Here is a 12,370-nt window from a genome sequence, read left to right on the forward strand (position 1 = left end):
TCCGGCCTGTCGGCCACCTTCTCCCCGCAGGCGGGGAGAAGGGACAAGCGGCAAACTCCATCGTCCCCTCTCACCGCGTGCGGGGAGAGGGCTAGGGTGAGGGGCAAAGGGGTATGCCGAATGCCGCGCGGTGTAATGTGGTCGCAGAGCGTTTGGTAGTTTAAAAACCAGATTTTACGCATTCATTGTTGAAACACCGCCGCGCAATTTTGGCGCGACACGGTCTAGGTCCGGGGCTGCCTGGCGGCGCCGTCTATCGTGAAGGGGGAAATTTGATGGCTACGCTTGCCAATCTGTTCGTCGCCCTGACGGCACTCCTGCATATCGGTTTTCTCGGTCTCGAAATGATCCTGTGGAGCGGCCCGACCGGCCGCAGCGTCTTCCGCATGAGCGAGGAACAGGCCGAGGCAACGAAGGTGCTTGCCGCCAATCAGGGGCTATACAACGGCTTCCTCGCCGCCGGGCTGATCTGGGCACTGCTGCAGCCGGTGCCTGAATTTGCCTTCCAGCTGAAGCTCTTCTTCCTTGTGTGCGTGATCGTTGCCGCTATATATGGCGCATGGTCGGTTTCCCGGCGCATCCTCATCGTGCAGGGTGCCCCGGCGATCGTGGCCCTCGTTCTGACGTTTCTGGCAATGTGATTTCATGGCATCTTCCGCGGCAAAGAAAGCGCTCACCATCCGCCTGTGCGGCCCCCGCGGATTTTGCGCCGGCGTCGATCGGGCGATCCAGATCGTCGTTCTGGCGCTGAAGGAATTCGGCGCCCCGGTCTATGTCCGCCACGAGATCGTGCACAATCGTTATGTGGTCGAAGGCCTCGAGGCCAAGGGCGCGATCTTCGTCGAGGAACTGGACGAAATCCCGGAAGAGCATCGCAAGCAGCCGGTGGTGTTCTCCGCCCATGGCGTGCCGAAATCGGTTCCCGCCGATGCCGAAAGCCGCAATCTCTTTTATCTCGATGCGACCTGCCCGCTGGTCTCCAAGGTCCACAAGCAGGCGATGCGCCACCAGCGCATGGGCCGCCATGTCGTGCTGATCGGCCATGCCGGCCACCCGGAAGTGATCGGCACCATGGGCCAGCTGCCGGAAGGTGCGGTCTCGCTGGTCGAAACCGTCGAGGATGCCGACGCCTACGTGCCCGTCGATCCGGACAACCTCGGCTTCGTCACCCAGACGACGCTCTCGGTGGATGACACCGCCGGCGTCATCAAGCGCCTGCACGAGCGTTTCCCGAACCTTACGGCGCCCGCCGCGGATTCCATCTGCTACGCCACGACCAACCGGCAGGAAGCCGTGAAGCAGGCCGCTCCCGGCTGCGATCTCTTCCTGATCGTCGGCGCCCCGAACTCGTCCAACTCCAAGCGTCTTGTCGAAGTCGCGCTCAGGGCCGGGGCCAAGCAATCGGTTCTCGTCCAGCGAGCCTCGGAGATCGACTGGGATACGCTCGGTGATATCGAGACGGTCGGCCTGTCGGCCGGCGCATCGGCCCCGGAGGTCATCGTCAACGAGATCATCGAAGCCTTCCGCGAGCGTTACGATGCCGTGGTCGAACTCGCCGATACGGTCGAGGAAACCGAAAATTTCCTCGTCAACCGCGAACTGCGCCATGTGCCGCTCACCGTGGAAGACATGGCCTGGGTCAACGGCGAATAGGCATGGCAGGATTGACCGCTGCAACATGCTTGCTCCCTGGCGCGGCTAACTCTTGCGTCTCCATGCGCTTTCGGCGTTTGCCGCATCACCCCCCTCTGTCACTGCGTGACATCTCCCCCTCAAGGGGGGAGATTGAGCCGAGAGGCCGCCTCCTGCTGATCTCCCCCCTTGAGGGGGAGATGCCCGACAGGGCAGAGGGGGGTATAGGCGGCACTCTCAAAGTTTGTGGGGACACTACCTCTGCAATTCTTCCCGCAGGGGAAAACAGGAATATGATTCGACATCGCTCACCCGAAAGCCGCTGACCCATGGCCGTTTATACCGACATCTCCGAAGACGATCTGAAGCGCTTTCTGTCCGTCTATGACGTCGGCGAGCTCACCTCCTACAAGGGCATCGCCGAGGGCGTGGAAAACACCAATTTCCTGCTGCACACGACCAACGGAGCCTACATCCTGACGCTTTACGAAAAGCGCGTGGACCGGAACGACCTGCCGTTCTTCCTCGGCCTGATGCATCATCTGGCCGAGCGCGGCCTGTCCTGCCCGTTGCCCTTGCCCCGCGCCGATGGCGCCCTCTTGGGCGAGCTGTCAGGTCGCCCCGCCGCCGTCATCTCCTTCCTCGAGGGCATGTGGCTGCGCAAGCCGGAGGCGAAGCATTGCCGCGAAGTTGGCCGGGCACTGGCCGAAATGCATGTGGCCGGCGAAGGGTTCGATATCACTCGCCGAAACGCCCTGTCCGTCAGCGGCTGGCGCCCGCTCTGGGACAATTCGCGCGACCGCGCCGATGAGGTGCAGACGGGCCTGCGCGAGGAAATCACCAGCGAACTCGATACGCTCGAAGCCGCATGGCCGAGGGACTTGCCGGCCGGCGTCATCCATGCCGATCTCTTCCCCGACAACGTCTTCTTCCTCGGCGACGAGCTTTCCGGCCTGATCGACTTCTATTTCGCCTGCAATGATTTCTTGGCCTATGACGTGTCCGTCTGCCTGAATGCCTGGTGCTTCGAAAAGGATGGCGCCTTCAATATCACCAAGGGCACGGCCTTGCTGGCCGGTTATAACGCCGTGCGGCCGCTATCGACCGCCGAAGTCGAAGCCCTGCCGCTGCTTTGCCGCGGCTCTGCGTTGCGCTTCTTCCTGACGCGCCTCTACGACTGGCTGATGACCCCGCCCGGCGCGCTGGTGGTGAAAAAGGACCCAATCGAATATCTGCGCAAGCTGCAGTTCCACCGCACCGTCACGTCAGCCGCCGCTTACGGCCTTGATGGGGCGGGCGCACCATGAAGCACGTCGATATTTTCACGGACGGCGCCTGCTCCGGCAATCCGGGACCGGGCGGCTGGGGCGCGGTGATGCGTTACGGCGAGAAGGAAAAGGAAATGTGCGGTGGTGAGGCTGAGACCACCAACAACCGCATGGAACTGCTCGCTGCGATATCGTCATTGTCGGCGCTGAAGGAAGCGTGTGAGATCGATCTCTACACCGACAGCAAATATGTCATGGACGGCATCTCGAAGTGGATTCACGGCTGGAAGAAAAACGGCTGGAAGACCGCCGACAAGAAGCCGGTGAAGAACGGAGAACTCTGGCAGGCGCTGGACGAAGCCAACCGCCGCCACAAGGTTACCTGGCACTGGGTCAAGGGCCACGCCGGCCACCCGGAAAACGAGCGCGCGGACGAACTGGCTCGCAAGGGCATGGAGCCGTTCAAGAAGACGCGGGGCTGAGCGTGGCTTGAAGATGAGCCTCGTACTCCGTTGTCCCCTCTCCCCGCAAGCGGGGAGAGGGCTAGGGTGAGGGGCAAAACTCTCATCCTTGAGAGCGCTGATGCTTTCGCCCCTCATCCGCCCTGCGGGCACCTTCTCCCCGCAAGCGGGGAGAAGGGACAAGCGGCTAACTCGCAGTGTCAGCGCGCCCGGCGGGCCGGGCGATCAATCGATATTTCAGAGCTGCTCGAGCATGGCGGCGGCGGCGGAAACGGTCGCCTGGCCGGGGCTTTCCTCGATGTTCAGCGACTTTACCACGCCATCTTCGACCAGCATCGAATAGCGCTTGGAGCGCACGCCGAGCGTGCCGGCGGAAAGGTCGATGTCGAGGCCCAGCGCCTTGGTGAAGGCCGCGTTCCAGTCGGAGAGGAAGTGGATCTTGCCCATGCCACCGGAAGCGGTCGCCCACGCGCCCATCACGTGGATGTCATTGACGGCGACGACGGCGATGTCATCGACGCCGCGGGCGAGGATCGCATCGCGGTTTTCGAGATAGCCGGGAAGGTGGTTCAGCGAGCAGGTGGGCGTAAAGGCGCCGGGAACGGCAAACAGCACGACCTTCTTGCCGCCAAAAAGCTGCTCGGTGGTGATTTCGACCGGACCATCCGCGGTCTTCTCCTTGAAGGTTACGGCAGGCAACTTGTCTCCGACGGAAATGGTCACGGGTATCTCCTCATAGGATTGGAAAATGGCGGGCACCGGAAGGCCGATGGGTCTTGCGGAATATAAGTTCGACTCAGTCAAAGGCAAGCGGGGTTTCGATGCTGCGCTTGCCGGCCTTGACGGTGACGAGCACCGATCCGCTCTTCAGCGCGCCACCGGCCTTCGGTGCCCGCACAGCAACTTCGGCGTCGATCATGCCGTTCGAAGCGGGTGTCAATGCAGGCTTTCCGAAGCCGTATCCGGGTGGCCCTGCGATAAAAAGCTCCGTGGTCTGCGATGCTGTCTCTTTCGGCAAGGCGAGGCTCAGACGCAAGCGCTTTGCCTGCGGGTCGTAACTGGCCGAGGCGATCCTGAACGTGTCGTCCGGCGCCGTGGGAAGGGCATCGACCGCCGCATCGATCCGCGCCCGCTCCAGCGGGTTTTCGACAAGCGCGTCCGGCAGCGCAACGGTGAGCTCCGCCTGCAAGGGAATACATATGTCCTTGCAGATACCCAGGAAAACAGAGGCCTTCAACAAAAGATCGCCCGGCCTGCTGCGCTTGAGGTCGAGCGGCAGCGCGACGGTGGTGTCGTAGCCGATGTAGCGGACCGTGCCATCGTCAAAGGTTTTTGGTGCAGGAAAGCGCATGCCTGAAAAATCAATGCCACCCATGGGGTCAATGCTGATTTCAGGTGGAATGCCGCTCGCACCTGGCTCTCGCCAATAGGTCTTCCAGCCGGGCTCGAGCTTGATCTCCAGGATCGCGGGAACGCGACCGTCCGGTTCGGGCTTCGCCGCGACGATCCTGACCTCGCCGCCTTGCACCTGAGTCCACGCGCTGCCGGCGGCAAGGCTGTGTTCAGCAAAAAAATATCCCGCAAGGCTTGCCAGCGCCAGGAAATGCGTCACATTCTGTAGGGCAGTACGACGTTTCATGACGGTGAGGATTATCGGTTTTGTGAAGCGGATGAAAGGGCGCCCGGTCTTCTCCGGAGATCATATTCCGGTGATGGAGCGGTGCCTTGAGAGGGCGTGCAGGATAGATTCCGTAAGTGGCGACACGTCTGACTTTGGCTCTGACCGAATAGGCTGACACCATGATGACCACATTGCAGAACAAGCGCGAACGCGGCCAGCTCGACGGGCAGTTCCTGATCGCCATGCCGGGCATGACCGACAGCAATTTTTCCCGGACCGTCATCTATATCTGCGCCCATTCCGCCGATGGCGCCATGGGCTTCATCCTCAACCGGCCGCAGCAACTGAGCTTCTCTGATGTGTTGCAGCATCTGGATATCGTCGATTCCCATGAGGCGATCCGGCTGCCGGAGCGCGCCCGTCGTTTCCAGATTCAGACCGGAGGCCCCGTTGAAACGGGACGTGGCTTCGTCCTTCATTCGGACGATTACATCAGCACCTCCAGCATTCCGATCAGCGACGATATCTGCCTCACGGCAACGCTCGACATCATCCGCGCCATCTCTCGCGGCGAGGGCCCGGTGCGCGCCACCATGATGCTTGGTTATGCCGGCTGGGGTGCGGGGCAACTGGAAAATGAGATCGCCAACAATGGCTGGCTCAATTGCCCGGCCAGCGAAGAACTGATCTTCGATCGCGATTTCGGCGACAAGTATGATCGCGCCCTGGCGCTAATGGGCGTCGCGCCCGCCATGCTGTCCATGAATGCGGGCCACGCCTGAGCGGCGCGCTCACGCTTTGTTTCTTTTCGAAAAACAGCCGGAACCTTTTTCATTTTTCCCCGTTTTCCAGACGCAAGCATGAACAACTGATCATGCTCAACCCATCAAGGAGAACGTGATATGGGCAGTGTGTCTGATAAGATTGCCGGTGCCGCCAACCAGGCAGCCGGCAAGGCCAAGCAGGCAGCAGGCAAGGCGACCGGCAATGACAAGCTGCGCGCCGAAGGCAAGGGCCAGGAAGTCAAGGGCAAGGTTCAGACCACGTCCGGCAAGGCCAAGAGCGCCGTCAAGGGTGCCGTTGACCGCATGTAATCTTCTCATCGCTGCGCCTTTCGCCCGATAGGGAGAGGCGTGGCCACGAGGTGCGCAACCAGCTTCTGTCCTGACGGGTTCAACTGGATGGGAGTTTCTGCGCCGATGCCCGCTGTGCCTCTGTGCCAGCGGGCATTTCCTATGTTTGAGCCTGTCCTATATCTTCTCAAAAGCCCCACCCACCTTCATGCAGGAACGGACCCTTCTCCATGAGACTCTTTGCCTGTGAAAACTGCGGCAATCCCATTCATTTCGACAATCGCTTCTGCATTTCCTGCGGCTCCCGGCTTGGGTTTTCTTCGGAAGATCTCGCGCTTCATGCGCTCCAGCCAGTCGACGGTGGCTGGAGGACGATGACCTCTTTGCCGCAAAACGTGATTTTCTGCGCCAATGCGGAGCACGATATTTGCAACTGGCTGGTCGCAGCGGGCGACAGCAACGCTTACTGCGTCGCCTGCCGCTACAATCGCATCGTGCCCGTCACCGATAACCCGGAAGGGTTGGAGCGCTGGCAGCGCATCGGGCAGGCGCAGCGGCATCTGTTCTACTCCTTGCTGCGCTGGCGGCTGCCCATTCCCGGGCGCGACGTCGACCCGCAGGGCGGTCTGGTATTCGATTTCCTCGCGGATGAGGTCGATGCCAACGGTAATGTTATTCCCGCGATGACCGGGCATGAGGACGGGCTCATCAGCCTGCGCGCGGCTGAGGCCAACGACGCAACCCGCGAAAGCGTACGCGTCTCCATGGGCGAACCGTACCGGACGCTGCTCGGCCACTTCCGTCACGAGAGCGGCCATTTCTACTGGGCGCAACTGGTCCGAGACGAGGATACGCTCACGCTTGCGCGCCAGCTGTTCGGCGACGAGCGCGAGGATTATGCCGCGGCCCTCCAGCGCAACTACGAGCAGGGACCGCCGGCCGACTGGCAGACCCGCTTCATCAGCACCTATGCCAGCTGCCATCCCGCCGAGGATTTCGCGGAATGCTGGGCGCATTTCTTTCATATCGTCGATACGCTGGAGACGGCGCGCTCCTTCGGCATCTCCACCGACGCGCGCCGCCATCAGGACATGGCCGCGGAAGTGGATTTCGATCCCTATCGCGCCGAAGACGCGCAGGCCCTGGTGGATGCGTGGATACCGCTCAGCGTGGCGCTCAACAGCCTTCAGCGCAGCATGGGGCAGGCAGACAGCTACCCGTTCATCTTATCCCCGCCGGTGGTGCAGAAGCTCAATTTCATCAACGCGCTGATTCAGAGGGCGGGGAACAGGCAGTATGTGTTTTGGACGTAGATGAGAGCGAATAGCGAATAGGGAGTAGCGAATCGGCAAGATGCTACGAATTTTGCTATTCGCTATTCGCTATTCGCTATTCGCTATTCGCTATTCGCTATTCGCCCTCACGCCCGCTTCATCAACGGAAACCGCTCCTTGAGCAATCTCAGGATCGAATCCGGTCCGATCGGCGGGCCGAAGAGGAAGCTCTGGCCAAAATCGCAGCCCATCTTTGCAAGCTGCACGGCATCCTCTTCCGACTCGATCCCTTCCGCAACCACCTCCATATCGAGTTCGCGGGCCATGGAAATGACCGAGCGCAGCAGGATCGCGCGCTTGTCGCTCGGGTCCTTCACCAGCGCCTTGTCGATCTTGATGGTGTCGAAGGGAAAACGGGTGAGATAGGCGAGCGAGGAATGGCCGGTACCGAAATCGTCGAGCGCCAGCTTCAGCCCGGCATCCTTCAGTTTCTCGAGGACAAGGCGCGCCTGTTCAGGGTTTTCCATGACCAGCGATTCCGTCAGCTCAACCCTGATCTTGTTGGGATCGCAGCGGTTCTTGCTTAAAACTGCGCGGATATCGTCATAGAGCTCGTTGTTCAGCAGCTGCGCGCTGGACAAGTTGACGGACACGAAGACGGGCAGATCGCCGGTCTGGAGCTGCCATTCTGTCAGGTCGCTCGTGGCGCGGTCGAAGGCGAAGAGGCCGAGTTCGCCGATCAGATCGCAGCTTTCCGCGACGGGAATGAATTCGGACGGCGAGATGTTGCCGCGCTTGGGGTGATCCCAGCGCATCAGGGCCTCGAAGCCGGCGATCTCCGCATCGTTCAGCCGCACGATCGGCTGATAGACGAGGCTCAGTTCCTTGCGCTCTATGGCGCGCTTCAGGTCGTGTTCCAGCTGCAGGCGGTCGGTGCCGGAGGTGCGGAAGGCCGGGCGGAAAGGTTCCACGCGGTTGCCGCCGGCTTTCTTGGCGCGGAACATGGCAAGCTCGGCGTCATCAACCAGAACGGCGGCATTTTCCTGCTGATCGACCCAGGAAACGAGGCCGATTGAGGCGGTGAGGTTCACCTCGCGATTGCCGAAGGACAGAGGCACCATGATTGCCTTGGATACGGCATCGGCAAAATCCGCAACCTTGGCCGGATCGCGTTCCGACATCAGGATCAACCCGAATTCGTCGCCGCCGAGGCGCGCAAGCGTATCCTGCGGCTTGAGGAGACGGCGCAGGCGCCGGGTCAGGGCGATCAGGATGTTGTCGCCGGCGGCGATGCCGAGCGTATCGTTGACGTGCTTGTAGCGATCGATGTCGATGGTGATCACCGTCGGACGCACCGAGTTGGTGCCCGAGGCCAGCGACAGGATCGATTGCAGCCGGTCGAGGAACACCTGACGGTTCGGCAGGCCTGTAAGATTGTCCTGCATCGCATTGTGCAGGAGCCGGTCGATCGAATTCTTCTGTTCGGTCACATCGACGATCGTGCCGACACAGCGGATGATTTCGCCGTTGGCGCCGAGCACAGGCCGGGCGCGGATCGAAAGCCAGTGGTAATGCCCGTCCTCGGCGCGGATGCGGAAATCGTGGTTGAGGCGGCCGCGGCGGTGTTCCAGCAAGATGTCCAGCGTCGCGCGGAAGCGGTCGCGGTCGTCGGGATGCAGGCGCGGCAGCCAGTTGCGGGCCGGGCCGTTCATGCTGCCGGGCGAAAGACCGAGCTGGGCGGAAATGTCGGGGATCGTGACAACCCGGTCGCGCGCCACATCCCAGTCCCAGACGGTATCACCCGAGCCCGTCAATGCCAGCGACTGGCGCTCGAGATCGGAAAACAGGCCCTGGCTGTAGGCGCCGCCGGCAAAGGCGTGCTGCATGACGGTGAAGCCGATCAGCAGCACGATCAGCACAAGCCCGCCGCCGAGCGCCGGCTGGACGATATCATTGGCAAGCTGGCCGGTGACCGTCAGCCATGCGCCAAAGAGCCAGACGAGGGTCAGGAGCCAGGCCGGAACGAGCAGGATGGCGCGATCGTAACGGTTGAAGCCGAGATAGGCGATCAGGATGATACCGACCGTACCAGTCAGCGCAAACGAGAGGCGGGCAATGCCGGCGGCGATCGCCGGATCGTAGATCGCGACGCCGAACAGCAGGCCAAGGCCCAGGATCCAGGCGAGCGTCGCGTAGGACAGATGCTGGTGCCAGCGGTTGAGGTTCAGGTAGGTGAAGAGGAACACCACGAGGCCCGCCGCCAGAAACACTTCCGTTCCAGCGCGCCATATTCGATCGTCGCCGGCCGTCACGCTGATGAGCTTCGACAGGAAGCCGAAATCGACGCAGATATAGGCGAGCACGGCCCAGGCCAGCGCCGCGGTCGCCGGCAGCATGGAGGTACCCTTGACGACGAAGAGGATCGTCAGGAACACGGCGAGCAAGCCGGCGATTCCGAGAACAATGCCGCGATAGAGCGTGAAGGCGTTGACCGTATCCTTGTAGGCGTCCGGCTCCCACAGATACAGCTGCGGCAGCTCAGGGGTCGCCAATTCCGCGACGAAGGTGATGACGGAGCCGGGGTTGAGCGTGATGCGGAACACGTCCGCCTCGTCACTCGGCTGCCGGTCCAGCGCGAAACCTTCGCTTGGCGTGATCGACAGGATGCGCTGCGAACCAAGATCGGGCCAGAAGATTTTCGAGTTCACAAGGCGGAAATGCGGCGCCACGATCACGCGGTCGATCTGTTCTTCCGAAACGTTGGCGAGCGCGAAAACGGCCCAGTCGCCCTGATGGTTGTCCGTGCTGGAGCGCACCTCAATCCGGCGCACGATGCCGTCCGTTCCCGGAGCGGTGGAGACCTGGAAGGCTTCGCCGCGGCCCGTATAGATTTCGGTCGTCGCCGTCAGGTCGAGCGCGGTGTCCTCGCGGGAAATTTTTACAGGTTCGATCGCCAGAGCCTGACTGGTCCACAGCAGTGCGAACATCGCCAGCACGAACGCCATGAACCTCTGGACCGGCTTGATCCTCCGAACCGGTAGGAGAAGGGGCGAACGGGTGAACGTCATCAGTTACTCGAATTCCTGGCTGGCGCGCTGTCCTGCGAAAGCAGGGAGAACATCAGATGATCCCGCCATTGTCCATTGATCTTCAGATATTCCCGCAAATAGCCTTCGCGCTGAAATCCGACCTTTTCAAGAAGCCTGATGCTTCTCTGGTTCTCGGGAATACAGGCTGCCTCGACGCGGTGCAACTGAAGGCTCGAAAAGATGTAGGGAAGCGCAAGACGCAGCGCCTGTTCCATATGCCCCTTACCGGCGTAACGTTCGCCCATCCAGTAGCCGATCATGCAGCATTGGGCGACGCCGCGGCGGATATAGCCGATGGTGAGCCCACCCATCAGCTGGTTGTCCGGCCGGGAGATCAGAAACAGCGGTACGGCCTGCCCGGAGGAAAATTCCTGCTCGTTGCGGATGACGCGGGTGCGAAACGCGCTCTCGGTCATCTCGTCCGCCCGCCAGGTCGGCTCCCACGGTTCGAGGAATGCGCGGCTTTCGCTGCGCAGCAGAAACCATTGCCGATAGTCCGAGATCTTGGGCAGGCGCAGCAGATGCGTGGCACTGGCAATTTCGACCGGGTCCGGCTGCCGTGACAGAAACCGAAAGACCGATCGTGTCATATATGCCTCCGCGGGCGGGCCGGATGGTGTTTGCGCGGGCTGCGACTTTTAGCCGGCAGCCGCGCGGGGATGGCGGGCGCCGTTCGACAGCGCTCCGAGAATGTCGTCCATCGGCGCCAGCTTGTCTACGGGACCAATCGCCGAAAGTGTGGGGATCGTATCGAAGAACAGCCGGCCGGCAAGATCCTTGAGGCGCTCGACGGTAATGCCCTGCAGGCGTTCCATCAGCTCCTCGTTCGGGATCGGGCGGCCGTAGAGCATCATCTGGCGGGCGATCTGGCCGGCGCGGGCAGCCGGGCTTTCCTGACCCATCAGCAGTTGGGCGCGGATTTGCGCGCGGGCGCGGTCGATTTCCTGCTGGTCGATCTGCATCGAAGACTTGCGCAGTTCGTCGATGATGACAGGCATCAGTTCCGGCAGGTTCTCGCCACCGGTTGCCGCATGGACGCCGAAGATGCCGGTATCGGAAAAGCCCCAGTGGAAGGCATAGACCGAGTAGCAGAGGCCGCGATGCTCGCGCACTTCCTGGAACAGGCGGGAAGACATGCCGCCGCCGAGGATGTTGGCGAGAATCTGCGAACAGTAGAAGTCGCGGGCGTGATAGGCCTTGCCCTCGAAACCGAGCAGCACCTGCGCATCCATCAGGTCGCGGTCTTCGCGCACCTCGCCGCCGATATAGCGGGCGGGCTGCGAGGCCTGCGGGCCGGTTGCTTTCTCCGGCAGGCTGGCAAAACGTTCTTCAGCCTGTCGTACAAAGCTGTCATGGTCAATCGCACCGGCACCGACGACGAACATACGGTCGGTCGTGTAGTTGCGGGCGAGATAGGCGCGGATCTGGTTGGGCGTGAAGGATTGCACCGTTTCCGGCGTGCCGAGGATCGGGCGGCCGATGGTCTGTCCGGCAAAGGCGGTTTCGGCAAAGCGGTCGAACACGACATCGTCGGGCGTGTCGTTGGCGGCGCCGATTTCCTGCAGGATCACCTGCTGCTCACGCTCCAGTTCCTCGTCTTCGAACGACGATTCGGTGAGGATGTCGGCCAGTATATCGACGGCAAGCGGCACGTCGTCCTTGAGGATGCGCGCATAATAGGATGTGGTTTCCGTCGATGTCGCGGCATTGACCTCGCCGCCGACATTTTCGATCTGCTCGGCGATATCGCGCGCCGAGCGCCGGGCCGTGCCCTTGAAAGCCATGTGTTCGAGAAGATGGGCAATGCCATGTTCTTCGGTGGTTTCATCACGCGAACCAGACTTGATCCACACACCGAGGGCGACACTTTCGAGGTGCGGCATGTTCTCGGTTACGACCGTCAACCCGGATTTGAGCCGAGTGCACTCAACTTTCATCGTCTGTCTTTCTGC

Annotated in this window: 12 protein-coding genes; 7 read left to right on the forward strand and 5 right to left on the reverse strand. The window is 61.7% G+C overall.

Annotated elements, in window-relative coordinates; translation table 11 throughout:
• The first annotated feature begins 275 nt into the window (after nucleotides 1-275).
• The 4 genes from BLX89_RS07575 (at nucleotide 276) to rnhA (ending at nucleotide 3,382) form a co-directional block, all read left to right on the forward strand.
• Nucleotides 276-641: a DUF1304 domain-containing protein gene (locus tag BLX89_RS07575; RefSeq protein WP_075290054.1), complete on the forward strand. Its 366-nt coding sequence runs from the start codon at nucleotides 276-278 to the stop codon at nucleotides 639-641.
• Nucleotides 642-645: 4 nt separating this feature from the next.
• Nucleotides 646-1,653, forward strand: coding sequence for a 4-hydroxy-3-methylbut-2-enyl diphosphate reductase (ispH, locus tag BLX89_RS07580; RefSeq protein ID WP_075290055.1), 1,008 nt, complete (start codon nucleotides 646-648; stop codon nucleotides 1,651-1,653).
• Between the two features lie 308 nt (nucleotides 1,654-1,961).
• Nucleotides 1,962-2,939: a homoserine kinase gene (locus BLX89_RS07585; protein WP_075290056.1), complete on the forward strand. Its 978-nt coding sequence runs from the start codon at nucleotides 1,962-1,964 to the stop codon at nucleotides 2,937-2,939.
• Nucleotides 2,936-3,382: a ribonuclease HI gene (gene rnhA / locus BLX89_RS07590; RefSeq protein WP_075290057.1), complete on the forward strand. Its 447-nt coding sequence runs from the start codon at nucleotides 2,936-2,938 to the stop codon at nucleotides 3,380-3,382. Before BLX89_RS07585 ends, rnhA begins: the two co-directional genes overlap by 4 nt.
• Before the next feature lie 216 nt (nucleotides 3,383-3,598).
• On the opposite strand, the gene BLX89_RS07595 is transcribed toward rnhA, so the two are convergent.
• Nucleotides 3,599-4,084 (reverse strand): peroxiredoxin, encoded by a 486-nt coding sequence (locus BLX89_RS07595; protein ID WP_075290058.1) that lies wholly within the window; start codon nucleotides 4,082-4,084, stop codon nucleotides 3,599-3,601.
• A 73-nt stretch (nucleotides 4,085-4,157) separates the two neighbouring features.
• Nucleotides 4,158-5,000 (reverse strand): protein-disulfide reductase DsbD domain-containing protein, encoded by an 843-nt coding sequence (locus tag BLX89_RS07600; RefSeq protein ID WP_075290059.1) that lies wholly within the window; start codon nucleotides 4,998-5,000, stop codon nucleotides 4,158-4,160.
• Nucleotides 5,001-5,161: 161 nt separating this feature from the next.
• Here BLX89_RS07600 and BLX89_RS07605 point away from each other — a divergent pair, with 161 nt between their 5' ends.
• The 3 genes from BLX89_RS07605 (at nucleotide 5,162) to BLX89_RS07615 (ending at nucleotide 7,368) form a co-directional block, all read left to right on the forward strand.
• Nucleotides 5,162-5,764, forward strand: coding sequence for a YqgE/AlgH family protein (locus BLX89_RS07605; protein ID WP_075290060.1), 603 nt, complete (start codon nucleotides 5,162-5,164; stop codon nucleotides 5,762-5,764).
• A 120-nt stretch (nucleotides 5,765-5,884) separates the two neighbouring features.
• Nucleotides 5,885-6,076, forward strand: a complete 192-nt coding sequence (locus BLX89_RS07610) for a CsbD family protein (protein ID WP_075290061.1) — start codon at nucleotides 5,885-5,887, stop codon at nucleotides 6,074-6,076.
• A gap of 209 nt (nucleotides 6,077-6,285) precedes the next feature.
• Complete coding sequence (locus tag BLX89_RS07615) at nucleotides 6,286-7,368, forward strand: zinc-binding metallopeptidase family protein (protein ID WP_075290062.1); 1,083 nt, start codon at nucleotides 6,286-6,288, stop codon at nucleotides 7,366-7,368.
• Between the two features lie 107 nt (nucleotides 7,369-7,475).
• Here the strand turns inward: BLX89_RS07615 and BLX89_RS07620 are convergent, their stop codons facing one another.
• From BLX89_RS07620 to BLX89_RS07630, 3 genes are read right to left on the reverse strand one after another with little or no spacing between them, the layout of a single operon-like run.
• Entirely contained in the window at nucleotides 7,476-10,397 is a 2,922-nt protein-coding gene (locus BLX89_RS07620) for an EAL domain-containing protein (protein ID WP_083637375.1), read from the reverse strand.
• Nucleotides 10,397-11,008: a GNAT family N-acetyltransferase gene (locus BLX89_RS07625; protein ID WP_075290064.1), complete on the reverse strand. Its 612-nt coding sequence runs from the start codon at nucleotides 11,006-11,008 to the stop codon at nucleotides 10,397-10,399. The genes BLX89_RS07620 and BLX89_RS07625 overlap by 1 nt, the downstream gene beginning before the upstream one ends.
• A 48-nt stretch (nucleotides 11,009-11,056) precedes the next feature.
• A complete protein-coding gene (locus BLX89_RS07630; RefSeq protein ID WP_075290065.1) occupies nucleotides 11,057-12,355 on the reverse strand; it encodes a M16 family metallopeptidase in 1,299 nt (432 codons plus the stop codon).
• Between the last annotated feature and the right edge of the window lie 15 nt (nucleotides 12,356-12,370).

Origin of the sequence: Pararhizobium arenae, assembly GCF_001931685.1 — a bacterium.
Lineage (GTDB): Bacteria > Pseudomonadota > Alphaproteobacteria > Rhizobiales > Rhizobiaceae > Pararhizobium > Pararhizobium arenae.